Source organism: Ideonella sp. (genome assembly GCF_041914305.1).
Classification (GTDB): Bacteria; Pseudomonadota; Gammaproteobacteria; order Burkholderiales; family Burkholderiaceae_C; genus Ideonella.
This window is the reverse complement of the sequence record NZ_JAYSDQ010000011.1, coordinates 52240-72348: the sequence shown is the minus strand read 5'-3', so window position 1 is coordinate 72348 and position 20109 is coordinate 52240. Positions and strand designations below refer to the sequence as shown.

Below are 20109 nucleotides of genomic sequence, written 5' to 3'. Positions count from 1 at the left end.
CGGAGGGTCTCGACATGGGCCAGGCAATACGAGTGGGGTTTCGCGCGCTTTGCGCGGGGCTTCTGGCGTTCGCTACTTCCACCTTTGCACAGACCACCGAGGGTTGGCCGCACATCGACGATTGGCCACAGTTCCTGCACGGGGCCGCGCACCAGGGTCGACAGCCCTACGAGTTCCAGCTGTCGCGCTGGACCGTGCCGAAGCTGCAGCTGCTGTGGACCGGCCCGACCGGCACCCGAAGCAACGGCGGGCCGGTGGTCGCCGGCGGTCGCGTGTTCGTGCAGAACGACGATGGGCGCGTCTTTGCGTTCGCGGTCGACTGTGCCGACAACGGCGGCGACTGCGCGCCACTGTGGCAAAGCCAGCCGCCGTTTTACGGGATGGGCACGCAATGGGGCGTGCCGGCGGTCGCCGACGGCGTCGTCTACTACTACGCCGACCGGCTGTACGCGTACGACGCCAATTGCGGCACGGGCGGCGCCACCTGCTCGCCACTCTGGCAGGCATGGTTGAGCCACATCTTCTATGCCACCAGCCCGACGGTCAAAAATGGCGTGGTCTACGTCGCCGGTACCCGGCTGTACGCCTTCGATGCCCACTGCAACAGCGGGGGCGGCACTTGCACGCCGCTCTGGCAAAGCAGCAACACATCCACCTATGGCATGGGCTCGCCGACGATCGCCGGCGACGAGATCTTCGTGCTCAGCGCGGAGGGCGATTTCTACGCCCATCCGCTGCACTGCCCGACCGCCGAGTGCGCCCCCACCTGGCACGCCAAGACCGATGTCGGCTTCTTCACCTGGGGCCCGAACTCGTCCGCCGCCTCGGCCGATGGCCAGGTCTACGTGCCCGGCCTGAACGGCTGGCTCTACGCCTTCCCCACCCATTGCGCCACGGGTGGCAACCTGTGCGAGCCGTTGTGGGCCGCACGCACCGGCGGCTACGTGATGGGCAGCCCCGCCGTCGCAGGCGACACGGTCTACGTTGGCGCCTACGACGGCTTGCTCTACGCGTTCCCCACCCACTGCAGCCGCGACTGCCGGCCGCGCTGGACGGGGCGCACCGCCAGCAGCATCAGCCGGTCATCGCCAGCCATCGCCAACGGCGTCGTCTACATCAGCAGCTGGCGCGGCAGCGTCTACGCGTTTGCGGCCCACTGCGGCCAGGGCGGCGCCGATTGCCCACCCTTGTGGGTGGGTGACGCTGGCGCCTTCAACGACTCGGCGCCAGCCGTTTCACGCGGTGTCCTGTACACCGGCTCGCTCGACGGCCGAATCCACGCCTTCGGGCTGAAGCGCCAGCGCCCTTGATCACGGGAACGCAAAGTTCACCGGCGGCACCGGCAGCCGGGTGTCGATCGGCTGCGTCTTCACGCTGCCGTCGGAGGCCGCCTCCAGCGTGTACAGGCCGGCTGCCGCACCGTCGGCGGTGAAGGTGATCGAGGTCGGCGACGGCACGTAGGCGGTTGTCAGCGGCGCATCGATCGGCAGCGCCAGCGTGTAGGCACCGCTGAGGCTGTCGACCAGGCCGAAGCCCGCCTCCACCGTCGGGCCACCGGTGAGGCTTTGCAGCGCGCGCACCGTTGCGGTGGCGGGTGCCAGCGTGCCGACCACCGGCCGCAGGCCCAACGGCGCCGGGGCGGGCACGATCGGCACCGTGGCGCTGTTGACGTAGGTGTAGTCGACCGTGTCGGTCGGCACGCCGGTCATCACCGCGGTGGCGCGGCCCTCGGCGGTGATCACCAGGTCGTAGGTCCCCACGGGCACCGGGTACAGCACGAACCTGCCGTTGCCGTCCGGGCTGGTCTCCTTGACCGGCAGGCCGTCGACCTGCACCGAGACGTGGGTGCTGGGCAGCGCCAGCGCCGGGTCGAGGTAACCCACCACGCCCTGGCCGGCGGTCGTCACCAGCGGGATCGCGGTGATCACCGGCTTGAGCTTGTAGTGGCCCGAGTTGCCGGCCTTGACGACCGACTTGCAGGCGTCGAAGTCGAGCACCACGTCGAGCACCTGGCCGTCGTTGACCGTCGTGTCGAGGTTGATCTTCAGCCCGCTTTGCTGGCCGCTCGGGGTGTCGAGCGCGGTCTCGTCTTCACCAGTGGGCACCACCGAGTTGGCCAGCGGCGTGGCGTGGTCGTTCTCGGCCAGCACCAGCCGCATCTGGGTGTAGCGGCCGGCCTTCAACGGCAACTCGCCCAGCGCCTCGACGACACCGTTCTGCAGCGTCAGCAGGTCGACCCGGCGCACCGGGTTCAGCACCAGTTCGGCCCAGCCGGCGTCGTTGTCGCCGGCGTTGGCGTCCTGGTGCACGCGCACTTTGGTGATCGAGACATTGACCTCGTCGTAGCCGCAAGACGGCGCATCGGTCAGGCCGATCCGCATCGTGCCGGTACCGCCGATGCCACCCCCGCCGCCACTGCCACCACCGCCACCGCAGGCCAGCAACATCGACGTGACGATCCCGCCCAGCAGGGCGTTCCAACGACGCAGGTTCATCGTTCTTCTCCAGTGAAAACAAGGTCCTCCTTCGAAGCGTCGTCGATCGGCTCTTCGAAGTAGTAGATGCCCAGGCCGACGCGCGCGGCGCGGGGCTCGGGGCCGTCTTCGGGCACGCCGGTGTCGTGCTCCTGCAGCCAGCGGTCCATGCGCTCCAGCAGCGCCTGGGCCTGCACGGCGGTGAGCTTGCGCAACGCCGGCAACTGCGCCGTGGCGATGCGGTGGTACATGACCTTGCGCTGGAAGCGCGGCTCGGTCTTGCCGTGGTCGATGTTGTGCTCGATCGTCGCGATCAGGTCGGCCACGTCGGCGCCGAGGATCGCCAGCTTGTCGACCACGCTGGCGGCGGGCACGTAGGCGCGCGTCAGCGGCTCGATGCGGCCATCGTCGTGCCGGCGCACCGCGCCGACGCGCAGCAGCTCGTCGAGCACCGCGCGGGCAGGCACGTCGCCGCTGTGGCGGCGCACCAGCTCGGCAAAGCTGCGCGGCCCTTCGTCGCGCAGCCAGCGCGGCGAGCCGTCGGCTTCGGTGAAGTCGATGTCACGCAGCCAGCCGGTCAGCACCCGGGCCGCGCGGTTGTAGCGCTCGCCCGGCTCGGCCTCGTCGCCGGGCCGCTCGGCCAGCAGCCGGGCGACCTCTTTGCGGGTCAGCCCCGACAAGATCGCCGCGCGCGACATCGACGGGGCCTTGCCTTCAATACCGAAGTCCTTCATCGCCACCTCCACAAACACGCGCTTGGCAATCTCTTCAAAGGCGATGAAGGACATGGACTGCCTCAGCAACAGGCGGAACAACGGTCGCAACAGAGTCGCGACCGCTGTTTCCAGAACCCGTTGAGCGCGTACCAGCGTGGTCATTATTGGGAAAATTTTCCCAAATTCTAGATGACCACGCCATCGGTAGATGTATGCGGCAGGGCTGGGGCGTGGCGGCGCGTCTGTCCGCGGCGGCTGTCCGGCCCGGTGTCCGCGGACAGTCACACGCGCCGCCCGCGCGACGTAAGTCGTTGATCCGACGAAAGAAATTCCAACCTGGCGGTTGGTACGGCGCTTGCGAACAAGCCCATCGAGACGACTGAACGAAGCGCCGGACAACCATGATTCGTGACACCTCTGCCCAAGACCGGGTGCTGACACCCGACCCGCGCCAGCGCCGCCGCCGGGCCGTGCTGATCGCGGCCGCCGGCGGCCTGGCGGTGGCCGGGCTGCTGGCCTGGGGCTGGCCGGCGCTGTCGCGCGGGCTGTCGACGCAAGGGTCGTCGGTGAGCCTCGCCCGCCTGACGCTGGCCGACGTCGAGCGTGGCCCGCTGGTGCGCGACGTGGCCGGCGAAGGCAAGGTGGTCGCCGCGGTCAGCCCGACGCTGTATGCCGGCAGCGCCGGCACCGTGGCGCTGTCGGTCCAGGCCGGTGACCAAGTCAAGCATGGCCAGGCACTGGCCCGCATCGCCAGCCCCGACCTGGCCGCCCGGCTGGCCCAGGAGCGCTCGAACGCCGACGCCCTGCAAAGCGAAGCGCTGCGCGCCGAGGCCGACGCGCGCCAGCAGCGGGCAATGGCCCAAGGCCAGCTGGACACCGCCGCGATCACCTACAAGACCGCGCAGAACGAGCTGGCGCGCCAGACCCAGGCCTTCGAGGCCGGCGCCACCGCTCGTGCCCAGGTCGACCAGGCGAAGGACGCGGTCGACCGCGCCGCCGTCGCGCTGAAGCAGGCCCAGGCGCTGCTGAACCTGAAGGACGACGCGATGCGCTTCGAGCTGCAGGCCAAGCGCCAGGCCTTCGAGCGCCAGCACCTGGTCGTCAAGGACGTCGAGCGCCAGGCCGACGAGCTCACCGTGCGCTCGCCGGTCGATGGCCAGGTCGGCCAGCTCTTCGTCAGCGACCGCATGAGCGTGGCCAAGGACGCGAAGCTGCTGACCGTGGTCGACTTGTCGCAGCTCGAGGTGCAGATGCAGGTGGCCGAGAGCTTTGCGCGCGAGCTGCAACCGGGCATGCCCGGCGAGATCAGCGGCAACGGCCAGCAGTGGGCCGGCAAGGTCAGCTCGGTCTCGCCCGAGGTCGTCAACAACGAGGTCGCCGCCCGCCTGCGCTTCGACGGCGCACTGCCCGCGCAACTGCGCCAGAACCAGCGCCTGTCGGTGCGCGTGCTGCTGGACCGGCGCGACAACGTGCTGACCGTCGCACGCGGCAGTTTTGTCGACGAAGGCGGCGGCCGCGTCGCCTATGTGCTGCGCGACGGCGTGGCCGAGAAGCGCGCCGTCAAGCTCGGTGCGCAGAGCCTGGCCAAGGTCGAGGTGCTCGAAGGGCTGCGGCCCGGCGACCGCGTCGTCACCTCGGGCAGCGAGAACTTCCGTGGTGCCGAGCGCGTCACCGTCAGCCCCTGATCCATCGCCTATCCAAGCCGGAGAACCACCATGACCGCCATGCTGAAGATGCAGTCCCTGTCCAAGGTCTACCGCACCGAGATGGTCGAGACCTATGCGCTGCGCAACTTCGATCTCGAAGTGCGCCAGGGCGAGTTCGTCGCCGTCACCGGCCCTTCGGGGTCGGGCAAGACCACCTTCCTGACGATCGCCGGGCTGCTCGAAGCCTTCACCGGCGGCACCTACCTGCTCGATGGGGTCGACGTCAGCCACATGGCCGACGACGAGCGCTCGCGCATCCGCAACCAGAAGATCGGCTTCATCTTCCAGGCCTTCAACCTGATCCCGGACCTGAACGTGATGGACAACATCGAGGTGCCGTTGCGCTACCGCGGCCTGCCCCATGCCGAGCGCCGCCAGCGCGTGGCCGATGCGCTGGCCCGCGTCGGGCTGTCGGCCCGTGCCAAGCATTACCCCAACGAGCTGTCCGGCGGCCAGCAGCAACGCGTGGCGATCGCCCGTGCGCTGGCCGGCGCGCCGAAGCTGCTGCTGGCCGACGAGCCGACCGGCAACCTCGACAGCCAGATGGCGCGCAGCGTGATGGACCTGCTCGAAGAGCTGCACCTCGAAGGCGCGACGATCGTGATGGTCACCCACGACCCGCAGCTGGCCGCCCGCGCGCAACGCAACGTGCACGTGATCGACGGCCAGGTGGTCGACATCGCGGCCGAGCTGCACCTCGACCCGGCGTTGCTGCGCTCGCGCCCCGCCACCACCTCGTCGGCCACGTGACGATGCGGCTCAGCCTTGTCATCGCCGCGTTGGCGCTGGCCCTCGCCCACACCGCGCAGGCCGAAGACCTGCTGCAGGTCTATGCCGAAGCGCGCGCGGCCGACCCGGTGCTCGCGGCGGCCGATGCGCAGCGCGGTGTCCAGCGCGAGCTCGCCACCCAGGCCCGCGCCGCGCTGCTGCCGCAGTGGCAGTTGAGCGCCACCGACACCCGCGACCAGCAAGACGGCAGCCGCAGCCGCACGCTCGGCAGCAGCGTCAGCCAGGCCTTGTTCGACCTCGGCCGCCTGCGCACCTGGGACGCCGAGCGCACGCTCGAAAGCGCGCAGGACCTGCGCCTGCGCGCCGCCGAGCAGGCGCTGTGCGCCCGCGTCGCATCGGCCTACTTCGGCGTGTTGTCGGCGCAGGCCACGCTGGCCACCACGCGGGCCAACGAAGACGCCTTCGCGGCCCAGGTCACGCAGGCGCAGAAGCGTTTCGAAGCCGGCCTGTCGGCGCAGGTCGATCTCGAACAGGCCCGCGCCTACCACGCGCTGGCCCGCGGCGCCACGCTGCAGGCGCAGCAGGCGCTGGCCGACGCACGCGAAGCGGTGGCCGAGCTGACCGGCCACCCGCCGGGCGAGCTGAAGCCGCTGGCCATGTCGCTGGCCGCCCAGCAGCCCGAGCCCGCCCAGCCGCAGGCCTGGGTGGACCAGGCCTTGCGCGCCAACCCGCTGCTGCTGGCGCAGGCCCGCGTGGTCGACGCCAGCGAGCAGCGCATCGGTGCCGCGCGCGCCGCCCACTGGCCCACGCTGAGCGCGGGGCTCGACAGCGCGCGCAGCAGCGGCGCCGGCATCAGCGATGACCAACGCCGCGGCGGCACCCAGTTCGCGCTGCGCCTGACCGTGCCGCTGTTCGCCGGCGGTGCCACGCAGTCGCAGTTGCGGCAGGCCGGCTACCAGCGCGACATCGCACGCGACGACCACGAGGCCGCACGCCGCGCGCTCGTGCGCGAAACCCAGGCGCACTACCAAGCCGTCGTCTCGGGCGTTGCCTTGCTCGACAGCACCCGCGCCGCGGTGGCCGCCGCCGACCAGGCGCTGGCATCCACCCGCGCCGGGCAGAGCCTGGGCACCCGCACGATGACCGACCTGCTGCTCGCGATCCAGACCCAGGCCGCCGCCCAGAACGCGCACGACCAGGCGCGGCACGGCTACGTGATGGCCAAGCTGCTGCTGCAGCAGGCCGCCGGCGCTCTCGGCGAGCCCGAGCTGGCGGCCGTCAACCAATTGCTCGGAGAACCATGATGCTGGCCTACTACATCGACCTTGCGCTGCGCAGCTTCAAGTCTGCGCGCGCCTTGAGCCTGCTGATGATCCTGGCGCTCGGCCTGGGCATCGGCGCCTGCATGACCACGCTGACGGTCTACAAGGTGCTGGCCGGCGACCCGATCCCGCACAAGAGCGACCGGCTCTTCAACGTGCAGCTCGACGCGGGCAGCATGATCGGCTACCAGGCGGGCCAGGAGCCCGTCTTCCAGCTCAGCCGGTTCGACGCCGAAGCCTTGATGCACGCCCGCCACGCCAAACGGCAGGTGATGATGACCGGGGCCAACGTGCCGGTGCAGCCCGAATCCACCGCGCTCAAGCCCTTCTTCGCCGTCGCGCGCTATGCGACGACCGACTTCTTCGCGATGTTCGACGCGCCCTTCGCCTACGGCGGCGGCTGGGATGCCCAGGCCGATGCGAGCGAGGCGCGGGTCGCCGTGATCTCCAGCGAGTTGAACGACAAGCTCTTCGGCGGCGAGAACAGCGTGGGCCGCGATCTGCGCATCCGCAGCGAGGCCTTTCGCATCGTCGGTGTGCTGAAGGCCTGGAAGCCGGTGCCGCACTACTACGACATGACGATGGGCATGACCGAGTACGAGCAGGTGCTGCTGCCCTTCTCGACCGCGATGGGCCTGAAGTTCGGCAGCTCGGGCAACATGGACTGCTGGGGCAGCTCGAACGGCCTGAGCCCGCGCGACCTCAACTCGCCCTGCGCCTGGATCCAGTACTGGGTCGAGCTCGAATCGGCTGACCAGGCGCCGGCCTTTCGCGACTACCTGGTGCAGTACTCCGAAGAGCAGCGACGCGCCGGCCGCTTCGAGCGCCCGGCCAACGTGCGCCTGCGCAACGTGACCGACTGGCTGGTGTTCCAGAAGGCCTTGCCGAGCGACGTGCGCCTGCAGGTCTGGCTCGCCTTCGGCTTCTTGCTGGTGTGCCTGACCAACACCGTCGGTCTGCTGCTGGCCAAGTGCCTGCGCCGCTCGGCCGAGATCGGCGTGCGCCGCGCGCTGGGCGCCACCAGGCGCGACGTGTTCGCGCAGTTCCTGGTCGAGGCCGGCACGATCGGCGTGGCGGGCGGCGTGCTGGGCCTGGTGCTGGCGGTGCTCGGCCTGTGGCTGGTGCAGCACAGCCCGGCCGAATACGCGCCGCTGGTCAGCATGGATTGGCCGATGCTGTCGCTGACGCTGCTGCTGGCGCTCGCATCCAGCCTGATCGCCGGCCTGCTGCCGGCCTGGCGCGCGGCCCACGTGACGCCGGCACAGCAACTGAAGACGCAATAAGAAGGAGCTCGTGACGCCATGGACATCCTGCCCATCCTCTCCACGCTGCGCCGGCACAAGACCGCCGCCAGCCTGATCGTGCTCGAGATCGCGTTGACCAGCGCCATCGTCTGCAACGCCCTGCACCTGATCAGCCAGCGCATCGACACGCTGAACCACGACAGCGGGCTGCCCGAAGCGGAGCTGGTCGTGATCGGCGTGCGGGGCACCGGCAGCAACGCCGACCCCGACGAACTGACCACGCGCGACCTGACGGCCATCCGCCAGTTGCCGGGCGTGAAGGGCGCCACGGTGGCGAACCAGGTGATCTACGGTCAGAACAGCAACAACACCGACGTGCGTCGGCCGGCCGACAAGAACGGCCCTCGCTACTCGAGCTCGTTGTATGCCCTGGGCGAGCAGGGGCTGGACGCCATGGGCCTGAAGCTGGTCGCGGGGCGTGACTTCAGGCCAGAGGAGTTTCAGCGGGGCACCGACATCGACAAGCAGGCCGATCCGACCGTGGGCCAGGTCATCATCAACCGCGCACTGGCCGAGAAGCTCTTTCCCGGCGAGTCGCCGCTGGGTCAATCGATCTATGCCTACAACGACAACCCTTCGGTGGTCATCGGCGTCGTCGAGCGGCTGACCCACCCCTACCCCGGCAAGGCCAGGCGCGACAACGAGGGTTTCTCGATGGTGCTTCCGCTGCGCGGCACCTACCGCGGCGGCGACTACCTCATTCGCACCGAGCCCGCCCAGCGCGATGCGGTGCTGAAGGCGGCCGCAGCCGCCATCGAGCGCAACGACCCGTCGCGCATCGTCACGCACACCAAGACCCTCGCCGAGATGCACGCCAGCTACTACGCGCAGGATCGCGCGATGTTGTGGCTGATGGGCGGCGTGATCGTGGCGCTGCTGGTGGTCACCGCCTTCGGCATCGTCGGCCTGGCCAGCTTCTGGGTGCAGCAGCGCACACGGATGATCGGCACGCGCCGCGCGATGGGCGCGACCCAGGGCCAGATCCTGCGCTACTTCCAGCTCGAGAACTTCCTGCTGTCGACAGTGGGCATCGTGCTGGGCATGGCCGGCGCCTTCGGCCTGAGCCTGGTGCTGATGACCAGCTACGAGATGCCGCGGCTGCCGCTGATCTACCTGCCGGTCGGTGCGCTGGCCCTGTGGGCGCTGGGCCAGATCGCGGTGCTCGCACCGGCGCGGCGCGCTGCCGCGCTGCCCCCCGTGGCCGCGCTGCGCAGTTGATATGCTCGGCGCCCGATGCACACCGTCCTGATCATCGACGACAACCCGGGTGTCGGCGAGGCCCTTGTCCTGCTGCTGTCGCTGCGTGACATCCAGGCCCTGCACGCCGCCACGCCGGCCGAGGGCCTGGCGCTGCTGGCGCGCCAGCCGGTCGACCTGGTGATCCAGGACATGAACTTCAGCGCCGACACCACCTCGGGCGAAGAAGGGGTGGCGCTGTTCCGCGCGCTGCGCCAGCGCAGCCCCGACCTGCCGGTGATCCTGCTGACCGCGTGGACGCGGCTGGAGAACGCGGTCGAGCTGGTCAAGGCCGGTGCGGCCGATTACCTGGCCAAGCCGTGGGACGACGCCAAGCTGCTGGCCACGGTGCAGAACCTGCTCGAGCTGGGCGACTCGAACCGCGAGCTGAGCCGCGCGCGCCAAGAGCGCCAGGCCCGCCGCGACGCGCTGCTGCAGCGGCTGGACATCGACGGCCTGGTGTTCCAGAGCGAGGCGATGCTGTCGATGCTCGAGCTGGCGGCGCAGGTCGCGCGCACCGAGCTGCCGGTGCTGGTGACCGGGCCGAACGGCAGCGGCAAGGAGCATGTGGCGACGATCCTGCATGCCAACTCGGCGCGCCGGCGCCTGCCCTTCGTCGCGCTGAACTGCGGCGCACTGCCGGCCGAGCTGATCGAGGCCGAGCTCTTCGGCGCCGACAGCGGCGCCTACACCGGCGCCCACCGCGCACGCGAGGGCCGCTTCGAGGCGGCGCACGGCGGCACGCTGTTTCTCGATGAGATCGGCAACCTGCCGCTGGCCGGCCAGGTCAAGCTGCTGCGCGTGCTCGAGACGGGCCGCTTCGAACGGCTCGGCTCCAGCAAGACCCGCGAGTCGAACGTTCGCATCGTCAGCGCCACCAACGCCGACCTGCGCGCGATGGTCGCGGCCGGCAGCTTTCGCGAAGACCTCTACTACCGGCTCAACGTGTTCGAGCTGCGGGTGCCGCCGCTGGTGCAGCGGCGTGACGACGTGCTGCCGCTGGCGATCCACTTTCTCGGCGGCGATGCGAAGCGCCTGGGCGACGCGGCGCGCGATGCGCTGTTGGCCCACCCTTGGCCCGGCAACGTGCGCGAGCTGAAAAACGTGATGGCCCGCGCCGCCTTGCTGGCTGGCGACGGCCCGATCCTGCCGGCCCACCTGCAGATCGACACACCCGCCAAGCCGGCCGCAGCGCGCGACCTGAACGAGCCGAGCCGCGAGACGGTGCTGGCGGCGCTGGGCGAGGCCCACGGCGTGGTCAGCCGGGCCGCGCAGGCCCTGGGCTTGTCGCGCCAGGCCTTGTACCGGCGCATGGAGCGCTACGGCCTGGCCACCGACGCCGGCCCCACGCCCTGACGCGCATGCGCTCGCGCGGGCCGATCCACAGCCTGCAGGCGCGGCTGGCGTTGCTGCTGCTGGCGATCGTGGTGCTGGCCGGCTTGCTGCACGCCGCGCTGGTGCAGTGGCCACTGCCGGCGCTGCTGGGCCTGCTGCACCGCCGGCTCGGCTGGAGCGTGAGCGCACCACTGCCCGGCAGCGCCGCGGCGCTGGGCTGGACGCTGCTGTTGCTGCTGCCGTGGGTGCTGGTCTTGTCGGCCTACGCCACCGCGCCGCTGCACCACCTGCTGCGCGCGCTGCAGGGCGCGGTGCTGAGCTACCGCGAAGGCGACTTCAGCATGTCGATCCGCGCCCAGGGCCACGGCGAGCTGGGCGAACTGCTGCGCCTGCACAGCGAGCTCGGCCATGCCCTGCGCGAGCAACGCCAGCAACTGGCGCAGCGCGAGCTGCTGCTGGACACGGTGGTGCAGAACACGCCGCTGGCACTGCTGCTGTGCGACGTTTGCGCTGGCGCGTCCGGCCGGGTCGTCTACGCCAACATCGCCGCGCGGCAGTTGCTGGCGCAAGGCCGGTCCCTGGTCGGCACGCCGCTGGACACCCTGCTGGCCGACGCATCACCCGACCTGCGCGACGCGGTGGCCAGCCAGCAGGACCAGCTGTTCTCGATCACCGACGACAGCGGCCACGAAGAGCACTTTCACCTGTCGCAGCGCGCGCTGCTGCTGCAGGGCACGCCGCACCGGTTGATCCTGCTGCGGCGCATGACCCGTGAGCTGGCGCGCGAAGAGGTGGCGAGCTGGAAGCGCGTGATCCGCGTCATCAGCCATGAGCTGAACAACTCGCTGGCGCCGATCTCGTCGCTCGCCCACAGCGGCGCCGAGCTGGCCCGCCGCGGCCAGACCGAGAAACTGCCGCAGGTCTTCGACAGCATCGGCGGCCGGGCCGCCCACCTGCACAGCTTTCTGTCGAGCTACGCGCAGTTCGCCAAGCTGCCGCAGCCGCGCATCGAGCCGGTCGACTGGGCCGGCTTCCTGGCCCGCCTGGAAGCGCACAGCCCGTTCCGCCTGGGCGGCAACGTGCCCTCGGTGCCGGCGCGTTTCGACGCCGGCCAGATCGAGCAGGCGCTGATCAACCTGCTGAAGAACGCGCACGAGGCGGGCGGCCCGGCCGATGCGGTGAGCCTGGCCGTCAGCACCCGCGATGGCGAAACCCGCTTCACCGTGGCCGACCGCGGCCCCGGCATGAGCGAGGCCGTGCTGGCGCAGGCGCTGCTGCCCTTTTACTCGACCAAACGCAGCGGCACCGGCCTGGGCCTGGCGCTGGCCCGCGAGATCGCCGAGGCCCACGGCGGCCGCATTGCGCTGGCCAACCGCGAGGGCGGCGGCCTGGTCGTGACGGTGGTGCTGCCGGGCGGCTGATGGCGCGCATGGCGCCCGGCGCCGGCGTTATGCTTGCCGCTCACTCACTCGAAGTTCCGCACCATGCTGCTGGTGATCACGGGTGGCGTTCTCGCCCTGCTGGGTTTCCTGTCGGCCGTGATCCTGGTGGGGGCGCCGTTGGGCTGGATGGCCGCCACACCCGGCCTGATGCTGTGGGTGCTGTTCCCGTTGTTCACGCTGGTCGGCTACGGCCTGCTGGTGGTGGGCAGCCGCGATCCGGCCGTGCAGGCGCCGACGCGCTGGCTGGGCGGCGGCCTGTTGCTGCTGGCGCTGCTGGCCGCGATCGGCCTGATGGCCAGTGCCGCGGGCCTGCTGCAGTTGCGCGGGGACAGCAGCGCGCCGCTGTGGTACGTGCTGTTGCTGGGCGGCGTGATCGGCGGGGTGGGCAGCGCCAGCGCCGGCCGGGTCAGCCGAAGCGCCTGAACACCAGGTCGCGGTAGCCGCGGTAGACGAAGGTGAAGATGAAGGTTGCGAGCAGCGCGAGGCAGAGGTACATCGCGATCAGCAGCACCGACGCGGCCCCTTCGCCGCGGCCGAACCAGACCGCCGGGACCGCCGCCACCCACATGGCCGCCGCATAGGCCCGGCGCTCACCGAGCCAGCGCGCCAGGCCGCAGAAGCCCACGAACGCCGCCAGCATGATGGCGGCAAAGACCTGCCAGCGGCCGATGTCCGACATCGGCGCCGCGTGGGGCCCCGCGCGCCGCGGGGGGTCGAGCAGGCCGGCGAACGCACTGCCGATCAGCGCGGCCGACAGCACCAGCATCAGCAGCAAGGGCAACCAGCCGCCCATCATCACGCCGTGCAGGCGCGACGGTAGCCACCGGCTCGACCCGCGGGGCCGGCCGCCGGTGTGTGCTGGGGTAGCGGGCGAGCCGGCGGGCCTCGGCGGCGGCCAGGTCGGCCAGCTCGGCTTCGGCGGCATCGAGCAGGGGGTCGATATCGGGCAGGTCGTGCGCGACCACCATGTGGCCGCAGCGCGAGCAGTGGATCTCGCGGCCCGGGTCCAGCGGCGCGCCGCAGCCGCGGCAGGGCCAGTTCAGGTGCCGCCCCAGGCCCTGCGGCGAAGCGGCCATCAACTCGGCCCGCGGCCGCAGCGAGTGCGCCAGCCGCGGCAGGTCCAGCACCAGCAGCGGCGTGCGGCAGTAGCGGCACTGGTCGTCGGCCGCTGCGGCCGCGGCGCCGCAGTTCAGGCAGTGCAGCGCGAGCTTCTCCTGGGCCAGTGCGCGGCGCTCGGCCAGGCCCGGCGGCCTGACCAGGCCCCGCTCCGACAGCAGGCCGCTGTGGCTGTGCAGGTGGCCATGGCCGTGGCGGCATTCGAGAACGGCGAACAGGCCGAAACGGGTGCGGTTCTGTACCGGCCGCAACCGCCCGGCGCAGATCGGGCAGGCCGGGTGCTCGACCAGCGCGTCGGCCAAAGGCTGCTTCGCCGAGGCCTCCATCACCCGCAGCAACCGGGCCCAGCCCAGTGCCTCCAGGTGCACCGACTCGAAACGGTCGAACCAGACCAGCCGGCAGCCCGGGCAGTGCTCCACCGTGACCGGCGTGCCCTTGTGCGACGGCAGCGCCAGTGCCTGCATCGGCGCCTGGCAGCGCGGGCATCCCATCAGACGGGTCGAGGTCTCGTCGGCGGGGCTGGTCGGCATCACACTGCGCATTCTGAGCGACCCGCGCGCCGTGGCCGCACGCGGCCCACCCAGTCTCGCCAGCGGTGCACGAAAGGCGCGTGACGTGATACCGGCGCGGCGGTGCATCCCCCCAATCCAAAACTGACGCGAAACTGACAACAGCGCTACGATTCAGCCTGAGCAGCCGCCAGGGAGCCCGTGATGAACCTCGTCCAACTGTCCGCGATGAAAGCCTGGATGGTGGCGCACCGCTCCCACCAACCGGTCGAATACCACGCCTGGGACGCGGTGCTGACGCTGTGGCTGATGGGCTGGATGGGCGCACCGGCCTTCATCGTGCTGGACGACCCGTGGGCGGTGCTGGCCTGCGTCTCGCTGTTCTTCGCGCCGCCCGGCTACCTGCGGCTGCGGCGCCGCCTGCACCACCGCCAGCGCCTGCGCTGCGACTGGCTGCAGGTGGTGCAAACCGGGCCGACCGAAACCGCCTGAAGCGCCCGGCGCGGCGGCCTCATGGCGGCCCGGTGCCGGCGTCGGTTTCGTCGTCCGGCGCGCCCCGCGGCAGCCCGGCGCGTTCGTCGCGGGGGGCGCGGGCCACGCTGGCGGCCACCAGCATCTGCACCTGCACCACGTCGATCGGCTGGCTCAGGCGGCACTTGTAGCTGCGCGCACCCCGGCCGCTGCCTTCGAGAAACGCCAGGCCCTCGGGCAGCAGGTGACCGTTGAAGATCTGCAGGCTGACATGGCCCCGGTGCGGCGCAATCGCCAGCAGCGGTGAGCCAGCCCAGACGAACACCAGCTGGCCCCAGCGGATGATCTCGGTCAGCGTGGGCTCGGCCTCGCGCACCGCGGCGCGCAGCGCCTGCGCCACCTCGCGCTGCGCTTCGGGCAGAAAGTCCAACCAGGCCGAGACCAGGGCCTTGGAGCGGGGGCCGGTGCGCATGATCGAGGCGGGCTCAGCAGTGCGCGTGTCGATGGGAGGCGGGGCTAGGCTAGAGCTGCCGCGCCTGGAAGGTGTCGCAGTCCTGCACGCGGCCGCCGTCGAGCCCGCGGCGGAACCAGGCCACGCGTTGCGCGCTGGTGCCGTGTGTGAAGCTCTCGGGCACCACGTGGCCCTGCGATTGGCGCTGCAGCGCGTCGTCGCCGATGCGCGACGCGGCGTTCAGCGCCTCTTCGACGTCGCCCGATTCGAGGATCTGCCGCGCGTTGTTGGCATGGTGGCCCCAGACGCCGGCAAAACAGTCGGCCTGCAGTTCGAGCCGCACCGACAGCGCGTTGGCCTGGGCTTCGCTGCCGCGCCCACGGCGCTGCTCGACCTTTTCGCTGATGCCCATCAGGTTCTGCACGTGGTGGCCGACCTCGTGCGCGATCACGTAGGCCTGGGCAAAGTCGCCCGGCGCGCCGAGCTGCTGGCGCAGCGTGTCGTAGAACGCCAGGTCGATGTAGACCTTCTGGTCACCGGGGCAATAGAACGGGCCCATCGCCGATTGGCCTTGGCCGCAGGCGGTGCGCGTGGCGCCTCGAAACAGAACCAGCCGGGGCACCTGGTAGCGGCTGCCCGACTGCTGGAACAGCTGGCCCCAGACGTCTTCGGTGTCGGCCAGCACGGTCGAGACGAAGGCCGCTTCCTTGTCGCTGGCCGGCGGCGCATGGGCGGGCGCCTGCGTGGCCGAACCCGCACCGGGGTCGCCGCTGAGCAGGCCCAGCATCGTCAGCGGGTTGATGCCGAAGATCCAGCCGGCCACGACCGCCACCGCCACCGTGCCCAGGCCGACACTGCCGCCGCCCAGCCGCAGCCCACCACCACCACCGCCGTCACGGCGGTCTTCGACGTTGTCGCTCTGTCGGTTGCCTTCCCAGCGCATGGCACCATCCCCCGAGGTTGTTCAGCGCCGGGCGGTCACCCGGCCGGGCCTTGTGTTTCACATCGCGTTGCCCATCGGGCCGCCCAGGACACCGGGGCAAAACTCGCACCATGCCCGGGGCTGGCCCGCTGCAAAGGGCACGCGCCGCGGTGGGCCCGATCGGGCGATTGTGAAACTTTTTATGACAAGGTGCGCTGTGCCGAGCCGCTGTAGTGGCAGGCATGGAACAGCTGCAACGCCAGCTGGCGCAGCGCGGGGTCGCTGCTGGCGTGGGCCAGCGCGATGCGCTCGTAGGCGTAGAGCCGGTCGAAGCACAGGCGCGTGATCTGCACCGGGTGGCCTTCGACCGCCATCAGCGCGTGAAAACGTTGCAGCGCCTGCAGGCCGGCGTCGCCGCCGTGGGCGCCCAGCGGCAGGCTGGCCAGGGCCTCGGCATCCAGGCCGGCCACGGGGGGCAGGCCGGCGCGGGTGGGGGCAAGGGCGGTGGTCGGGCTGGGCATCGCAGTCTCCTGAAAGCGCATGGCTTGGGGCATGCTGCTGCGATGGTGCGCCGGGGGCCGGCCGGCCAATCGGCCGAACAACGGTCGAAATGGGGCCGAAACGGGGTCAAGACAGGGCCGAAGCCCGGGGCGGGGTCAGCCGGCCGCGGCTCAGAGCCTGGGAGTTTTTCGGGCGTGACCGAGCAGCGCGGCAAAGGGCGCCCGGTCGAGGCGCAAAGCACAGCCATAGCTCGGGCTATGGCGAGCATTTGCAACGACGAGCGGGTGGCATTTGACGTGATGAGCGGGCATGAGCGAAAGACTCTCAGGCTCTCAGGTCTTGGGCAGCGTGACGCCGCGCTGGCCCTGGTATTTGCCGCCGCGGTCGGCGTAGCTGGTCTCGCAGACCTCGTCGCTCTCGAAGAACAGCACCTGCGCGCAGCCTTCACCCGCGTAGATCTTGGCCGGCAGCGGCGTGGTGTTGCTGAATTCCAGCGTCACATACCCCTCCCATTCGGGCTCGAACGGGGTCACGTTGACGATGATGCCGCAGCGGGCATAGGTGCTCTTGCCCAGGCAGATGGTCAGCACGCTGCGCGGGATGCGAAAGTACTCGACCGTGCGCGCCAGCGCGAAGCTGTTGGGCGGGATGATGCAGACATCGCTCTCGATGTCGACAAAGCTCTTCTCGTCGAAGTTCTTCGGGTCGACCACCGTCGAGTGGATGTTGGTGAAGACCTTGAATTCGCGCGCGCAGCGGATGTCGTAGCCGTAGCTCGAGGTGCCGTAGCTGACGATCTTGTGGCCGTCGGGCGCGTGACGCACCTGGCCCGGCTCGAACGGCTCGATCATGCCGTGTTGTTCGGCCATGCGCCGGATCCACTTGTCGCTCTTGATGCTCATCGGATAGGGCCTTCAGGTAAGCGCGGATTCTCTCATCGGGCCGGGGCGCTTTTGTCGAGTTGCGCCTCCAGCCGCGCGAGGTGTTCGCGCATGCCCTGACCCATCGCAATCTGCGGGTTCGAATAGCCGTCGGTCTTGCCCGCCTCTTTCTCGCGCTGGTCGATCACCAGGCGGGCCTGGGCATGGGCCTGCTCGAACGAGCGGGTCTGGCGCAACTGCTCGCCGTACATCGCGCGGCCGAAGAAGGTCAGGTCCGAACGGCGGCCGCAGCCGTACGAGGTGTGGTCGCTGTCGGCCGCGGTCATCACCAGCGTGTCCGGGTCGGCCAGCGGGGTGACCCAGCTGCCCGAGTAGCAGGCCGAGATCGACAGGATGCGATAGCGGATACCGGCGTCGTCCAGCCATTGCCGCAGGTGGGTGGGCGTGACCGGCTCCACCTCCAGCGGCCAGAAGCTGGCCGCCAGCTCGCCCGACTGCGCACCGTGCGAGGTCATGTGGATGAACAACACGTCTTGCTCGCGGTCCATCAGCGCGGCCACATGGCGGATCGCACGCTGCAGGTTCAACGGCGTGGCCCACGGCCAATCGTGCGCCGCGTCGCGGTGGTTCACCAGTTGGATGGTGCGGCCGTCGGCGTCGAAGCGCTGCGCCATCACGTCGGCGACGAGCTGGCTCTCGCGGCGGAACACGTCCGCCTCGGCGTAGGGCGCGAAGGTGATCGCATAGACGTCGATCGCCTTCTTGCGCTGGGGCCGCAGTGCCTTCAGCCGCTCGGCCATCAGCGCGGGCTGCAGCTCGATCAGCTCCTGCGTCAGCGTGAACGCCTCGTCGCCCTCGTCGCCGGCCGATGGGCGCGGTGCCTCGGGGTACCAGTGCCGGACGGACGAAGCGCTCACGGCCATCAGCACCGTGGCCAGCACCAGCAGCACGCACCCGGCCAACTTGATGTACGGCCGCGCCGTGGCGCTGCGCCACAGCAAGACGACCTGGGCCAGCGCGGGCCACAGCATCGGCACCAACATCAGCAGCCATGCGCCCCACGGGCCGAACGCCTGCGGCAGGTCGACCTCGCCTTGCGCCACCGGCACCATCAGCAGGCCCACGCACAGCGTGAGCGGCAGCGTCTGCGCCAGCATCATCGACAGCAGGCCGGCCCCGCTCGGCGCCTGCGCGGCAGCGGGCTGCCCATCGGCAGGCAGCGGGTCCTCCGGCACCACCGGCACCACCCACCAGCAGACCCAGGCCCAGGCGACGAGCCAGACCGCGCCTGACATCAGCGCCGGCCAGTAGAAGCGGGCCGGCCCGTCGATGTAGAGCCGCTCCAGGCCGATGGCCGCGGCCGAGGCGACCAGCGCCAGCCAGCACAGGTTGGCCGGCGAGACCTGCAAGCCCTGCCAACGTGGCCGCATCAGCAGCGCCGTGCGCACGCCCTGGGCCCACCACGCGCCCAGCGCGCCCGGGCGCATCGGCTCGTGCCGGGGCTCGCGCACCGACGCAGGCGCCACGGCCACCGCGTCCGATATCGGCGGTACCACCGGTACCGTGAGTTCTTCTGTCATGGTGTTCCCCTCCCTTGCCGCCCGGACTTTAGCCAGTGTCCTGACCCAGCGCCGCCAACGCGGCCAGGTCGAGCAACTCGATGCCACCGTAGTGCAGCACGATCACGCCGCGGGCCGCCAGCGCCCGCAAGGCCTTGTTGGCGCTTTGCCGGCTCACGCCCAGCATCAGGGCCAGTTGCTCCTGCGGCAGGTGCAGCATGCGGCGCGGCGTGCCGGTGCGCGCGCCGTAGCCATGGGCGACCAGCCACAGGCGCTTGGCCAGCCGCGCCTCGAGCGGCAGGCGGGCGATGTCTTCGATCACGTCGAACAGCATGCGCAGCTTGGCGCAGGCCAGTTGGGCCACCGCCTGCCAATGCGCCGGGTGCTCGGCCAGCCAGGCGAGCAGCGCGGCCTGCGGCACCAGCAGCACGGCGGTCGGCCCGTCGGCCACGGCGTCGTGGGTGCGCGGCTGGCCATCGATCAGCGAGATCTCGCCGAACCACTGGCCCGGCTCGACGAACGCCAGCACCGTCTCGCTGCCATCGGCCTGCACCGCGCCCACGCGCAAGGCGCCGCTCAGCACACAGCACAGCCCTTCGGCCGCCTGGCCCCGCCCGAACAGGGCCTGGCCCGGGCCCAGCGCCTGCAGCCGCCCGAGCCGCAGCAGCGCCGCGCGCAGCGCAGGCGGCGCGCCGGCGAACCAGGCATCGGCCAACAGCACCTCGCGCCAGGCGCCCAGGGTGCCCGGCCAGTCGCTGTCGGCCGGGGGCCGCTCGGGTTCGGGAATGTCCTGATCCTGCATGGTCTTTCGCGCGGGCCGAATGTCGGCGTTTTGACAGTCGTCAAGCCAGCGAATCCCTACGATCCGCAGCCCATGCCACGACAGGAGATCTCCCCATGCGCAGCGCGAACGAACTGTTGATCCAGTATGCCCACTACCACCGCGACCGCCGCAACATCGCGACCCACTTCGTCGGCATCCCGATGATCGTCTTCGCGGTCGGCGCGCTGTTGGCGCGGGCCAGCTTCACGGTCGGCGGCTTCACGTTGACCGCTGCCTGGGTGACCGCCGCGCTGGTGACGGTGTGGTACCTGACGCGCGGCCGACTCGACCTGGCCGTGGCCGTCAGCGCGGCCACCTGGGTGCTGGTAGCGCTGGCGCACCAGGTCGCCGGCGGCAGCACCGCCGAGTGGCTGACCTGGGGCGTGGGCACGTTCGTCGTCGGCTGGGTGCTGCAGTTCATCGGCCACTACTACGAGGGCCGCAAGCCGGCCTTCGTCGACGACATCGTCGGCCTGCTGGTCGGGCCGATGTTCGTGACGGCCGAGGCGCTGTTCTCGCTCGGCTGGGGCCGCGACCTGCACGCCGAGATCGAACGCCAGGCCGGCCCGACGCACATCCGCGACCTGAAGCAGCCGCTGGCTTCGCATTGAG

General features: G+C 70.6%; 21 protein-coding genes. 11 read left to right on the top strand and 10 right to left on the bottom strand.

Annotation, left to right across the window (positions count from 1 at the left end; genetic code table 11):
• The first annotated feature begins 14 nt into the window (after positions 1 to 14).
• Positions 15 to 1310, top strand: coding sequence for a PQQ-binding-like beta-propeller repeat protein (locus ACE3SG_RS15745; RefSeq protein ID WP_374566475.1), 1296 nt, complete (start codon positions 15 to 17; stop codon positions 1308 to 1310).
• Here the strand turns inward: ACE3SG_RS15745 and ACE3SG_RS15740 are convergent, their stop codons facing one another.
• Both ACE3SG_RS15740 and ACE3SG_RS15735 read right to left on the bottom strand, forming a co-directional pair.
• Positions 1311 to 2495: a DUF4382 domain-containing protein gene (locus ACE3SG_RS15740; protein ID WP_374566473.1), complete on the bottom strand. Its 1185-nt coding sequence runs from the start codon at positions 2493 to 2495 to the stop codon at positions 1311 to 1313.
• Positions 2492 to 3352 carry a DUF6502 family protein gene (locus ACE3SG_RS15735; protein ID WP_374566471.1) on the bottom strand — a complete coding sequence of 287 codons (861 nt, stop codon included), beginning with the start codon at positions 3350 to 3352 and terminating at the stop codon, positions 2492 to 2494. Before ACE3SG_RS15735 ends, ACE3SG_RS15740 begins: the two co-directional genes overlap by 4 nt.
• Before the next feature lie 239 nt (positions 3353 to 3591).
• Here ACE3SG_RS15735 and ACE3SG_RS15730 point away from each other — a divergent pair, with 239 nt between their 5' ends.
• From ACE3SG_RS15730 to ACE3SG_RS15695, 8 genes are all read left to right on the top strand, one after another.
• Positions 3592 to 4875, top strand: a complete 1284-nt coding sequence (locus tag ACE3SG_RS15730; RefSeq protein ID WP_374566469.1) for an efflux RND transporter periplasmic adaptor subunit — start codon at positions 3592 to 3594, stop codon at positions 4873 to 4875.
• Positions 4876 to 4914: 39 nt separating this feature from the next.
• A complete protein-coding gene (locus ACE3SG_RS15725) occupies positions 4915 to 5646 on the top strand; it encodes an ABC transporter ATP-binding protein (RefSeq protein WP_374566681.1) in 732 nt (243 codons plus the stop codon).
• A gap of 2 nt (positions 5647 to 5648) precedes the next feature.
• Positions 5649 to 6929 (top strand): TolC family outer membrane protein, encoded by a 1281-nt coding sequence (locus ACE3SG_RS15720; protein WP_374566468.1) that lies wholly within the window; start codon positions 5649 to 5651, stop codon positions 6927 to 6929.
• On the top strand, positions 6929 to 8230 hold the full coding sequence (locus ACE3SG_RS15715; protein WP_374566466.1) for an ABC transporter permease: 1302 nt from the start codon (positions 6929 to 6931) through the stop codon (positions 8228 to 8230). Before ACE3SG_RS15720 ends, ACE3SG_RS15715 begins: the two co-directional genes overlap by 1 nt.
• A gap of 18 nt (positions 8231 to 8248) precedes the next feature.
• On the top strand, positions 8249 to 9469 hold the full coding sequence (locus ACE3SG_RS15710; RefSeq protein WP_374566464.1) for an ABC transporter permease: 1221 nt from the start codon (positions 8249 to 8251) through the stop codon (positions 9467 to 9469).
• A 15-nt stretch (positions 9470 to 9484) separates the two neighbouring features.
• A complete protein-coding gene (locus ACE3SG_RS15705) occupies positions 9485 to 10843 on the top strand; it encodes a sigma-54-dependent transcriptional regulator (RefSeq protein WP_374566463.1) in 1359 nt (452 codons plus the stop codon).
• 5 nt (positions 10844 to 10848) lie between these two features.
• Positions 10849 to 12243 carry a PAS domain-containing sensor histidine kinase gene (locus ACE3SG_RS15700; protein WP_374566461.1) on the top strand — a complete coding sequence of 465 codons (1395 nt, stop codon included), beginning with the start codon at positions 10849 to 10851 and terminating at the stop codon, positions 12241 to 12243.
• Positions 12244 to 12306: 63 nt separating this feature from the next.
• Positions 12307 to 12687: a hypothetical protein gene (locus tag ACE3SG_RS15695; protein ID WP_374566459.1), complete on the top strand. Its 381-nt coding sequence runs from the start codon at positions 12307 to 12309 to the stop codon at positions 12685 to 12687.
• On the opposite strand, the gene ACE3SG_RS15690 is transcribed toward ACE3SG_RS15695, so the two are convergent.
• On the bottom strand, positions 12671 to 12904 hold the full coding sequence (locus ACE3SG_RS15690) for a hypothetical protein (protein WP_374566458.1): 234 nt from the start codon (positions 12902 to 12904) through the stop codon (positions 12671 to 12673). The two genes, ACE3SG_RS15695 and ACE3SG_RS15690, sit on opposite strands and share 17 nt — an antisense overlap.
• A complete protein-coding gene (locus tag ACE3SG_RS15685; RefSeq protein WP_374566455.1) occupies positions 12855 to 13910 on the bottom strand; it encodes a zf-TFIIB domain-containing protein in 1056 nt (351 codons plus the stop codon). Before ACE3SG_RS15685 ends, ACE3SG_RS15690 begins: the two co-directional genes overlap by 50 nt.
• Positions 13911 to 14093: 183 nt before the next feature.
• On the opposite strand from ACE3SG_RS15685, the gene ACE3SG_RS15680 reads away from it, so the two are divergent.
• Entirely contained in the window at positions 14094 to 14381 is a 288-nt protein-coding gene (locus ACE3SG_RS15680) for a hypothetical protein (protein ID WP_374566454.1), read from the top strand.
• Between the two features lie 19 nt (positions 14382 to 14400).
• Here the strand turns inward: ACE3SG_RS15680 and ACE3SG_RS15675 are convergent, their stop codons facing one another.
• The 6 genes from ACE3SG_RS15675 to ACE3SG_RS15650 all read right to left on the bottom strand — a co-directional run bounded on the left by ACE3SG_RS15675 (position 14401) and on the right by ACE3SG_RS15650 (position 19476).
• On the bottom strand, positions 14401 to 14832 hold the full coding sequence (locus tag ACE3SG_RS15675; RefSeq protein WP_374566451.1) for a DUF1801 domain-containing protein: 432 nt from the start codon (positions 14830 to 14832) through the stop codon (positions 14401 to 14403).
• Positions 14833 to 14881: 49 nt separating this feature from the next.
• Positions 14882 to 15754, bottom strand: a complete 873-nt coding sequence (locus ACE3SG_RS15670) for a neutral zinc metallopeptidase (RefSeq protein ID WP_374566450.1) — start codon at positions 15752 to 15754, stop codon at positions 14882 to 14884.
• Positions 15755 to 15933: 179 nt separating this feature from the next.
• The gene (locus tag ACE3SG_RS15665; protein ID WP_374566448.1) at positions 15934 to 16254 is read right to left on the bottom strand and encodes a hypothetical protein; all 321 of its coding nucleotides are present in this window, start codon (positions 16252 to 16254) and stop codon (positions 15934 to 15936) included.
• A 312-nt stretch (positions 16255 to 16566) separates the two neighbouring features.
• Positions 16567 to 17136 carry a dCTP deaminase gene (gene dcd / locus ACE3SG_RS15660; protein WP_374566446.1) on the bottom strand — a complete coding sequence of 190 codons (570 nt, stop codon included), beginning with the start codon at positions 17134 to 17136 and terminating at the stop codon, positions 16567 to 16569.
• Positions 17137 to 17168: 32 nt separating this feature from the next.
• The gene (locus ACE3SG_RS15655; protein WP_374566444.1) at positions 17169 to 18695 is read right to left on the bottom strand and encodes a C13 family peptidase; all 1527 of its coding nucleotides are present in this window, start codon (positions 18693 to 18695) and stop codon (positions 17169 to 17171) included.
• Positions 18696 to 18723: 28 nt separating this feature from the next.
• Positions 18724 to 19476 (bottom strand): Crp/Fnr family transcriptional regulator, encoded by a 753-nt coding sequence (locus ACE3SG_RS15650; protein WP_374566443.1) that lies wholly within the window; start codon positions 19474 to 19476, stop codon positions 18724 to 18726.
• Between the two features lie 95 nt (positions 19477 to 19571).
• Here ACE3SG_RS15650 and ACE3SG_RS15645 point away from each other — a divergent pair, with 95 nt between their 5' ends.
• Positions 19572 to 20108, top strand: coding sequence for a DUF962 domain-containing protein (locus tag ACE3SG_RS15645; protein ID WP_374566441.1), 537 nt, complete (start codon positions 19572 to 19574; stop codon positions 20106 to 20108).
• Position 20109: the final 1 nt, after the last annotated feature.

Bases quoted from the DNA above. Each gene is read 5' to 3' on its own strand.
- ACE3SG_RS15700 (WP_374566461.1), top strand. From the start codon at position 10,849: ATGCGCTCGCGCGGGCCGATCCACAGCCTGCAGGCGCGGCTGGCGTTG.
- ACE3SG_RS15735 (WP_374566471.1), bottom strand. From the start codon at position 3,352: ATGACCACGCTGGTACGCGCTCAACGGGTTCTGGAAACAGCGGTCGCG.
- ACE3SG_RS15665 (WP_374566448.1), bottom strand. From the start codon at position 16,254: ATGCCCAGCCCGACCACCGCCCTTGCCCCCACCCGCGCCGGCCTGCCC.
- ACE3SG_RS15740 (WP_374566473.1), bottom strand. From the start codon at position 2,495: ATGAACCTGCGTCGTTGGAACGCCCTGCTGGGCGGGATCGTCACGTCG.
- ACE3SG_RS15715 (WP_374566466.1), top strand. From the start codon at position 6,929: ATGCTGGCCTACTACATCGACCTTGCGCTGCGCAGCTTCAAGTCTGCG.
- ACE3SG_RS15655 (WP_374566444.1), bottom strand. From the start codon at position 18,695: ATGACAGAAGAACTCACGGTACCGGTGGTACCGCCGATATCGGACGCG.
- ACE3SG_RS15670 (WP_374566450.1), bottom strand. From the start codon at position 15,754: ATGCGCTGGGAAGGCAACCGACAGAGCGACAACGTCGAAGACCGCCGT.
- ACE3SG_RS15685 (WP_374566455.1), bottom strand. From the start codon at position 13,910: ATGCCGACCAGCCCCGCCGACGAGACCTCGACCCGTCTGATGGGATGC.
- ACE3SG_RS15725 (WP_374566681.1), top strand. From the start codon at position 4,915: ATGCTGAAGATGCAGTCCCTGTCCAAGGTCTACCGCACCGAGATGGTC.
- ACE3SG_RS15710 (WP_374566464.1), top strand. From the start codon at position 8,249: ATGGACATCCTGCCCATCCTCTCCACGCTGCGCCGGCACAAGACCGCC.
- ACE3SG_RS15705 (WP_374566463.1), top strand. From the start codon at position 9,485: ATGCACACCGTCCTGATCATCGACGACAACCCGGGTGTCGGCGAGGCC.
- ACE3SG_RS15730 (WP_374566469.1), top strand. From the start codon at position 3,592: ATGATTCGTGACACCTCTGCCCAAGACCGGGTGCTGACACCCGACCCG.
- ACE3SG_RS15690 (WP_374566458.1), bottom strand. From the start codon at position 12,904: ATGCTGGCGGCGTTCGTGGGCTTCTGCGGCCTGGCGCGCTGGCTCGGT.
- dcd (WP_374566446.1), bottom strand. From the start codon at position 17,136: ATGAGCATCAAGAGCGACAAGTGGATCCGGCGCATGGCCGAACAACAC.
- ACE3SG_RS15680 (WP_374566454.1), top strand. From the start codon at position 14,094: ATGAACCTCGTCCAACTGTCCGCGATGAAAGCCTGGATGGTGGCGCAC.
- ACE3SG_RS15745 (WP_374566475.1), top strand. From the start codon at position 15: ATGGGCCAGGCAATACGAGTGGGGTTTCGCGCGCTTTGCGCGGGGCTT.
- ACE3SG_RS15650 (WP_374566443.1), bottom strand. From the start codon at position 19,476: ATGCAGGATCAGGACATTCCCGAACCCGAGCGGCCCCCGGCCGACAGC.
- ACE3SG_RS15645 (WP_374566441.1), top strand. From the start codon at position 19,572: ATGCGCAGCGCGAACGAACTGTTGATCCAGTATGCCCACTACCACCGC.
- ACE3SG_RS15720 (WP_374566468.1), top strand. From the start codon at position 5,649: ATGCGGCTCAGCCTTGTCATCGCCGCGTTGGCGCTGGCCCTCGCCCAC.
- ACE3SG_RS15695 (WP_374566459.1), top strand. From the start codon at position 12,307: ATGCTGCTGGTGATCACGGGTGGCGTTCTCGCCCTGCTGGGTTTCCTG.
- ACE3SG_RS15675 (WP_374566451.1), bottom strand. From the start codon at position 14,832: ATGCGCACCGGCCCCCGCTCCAAGGCCCTGGTCTCGGCCTGGTTGGAC.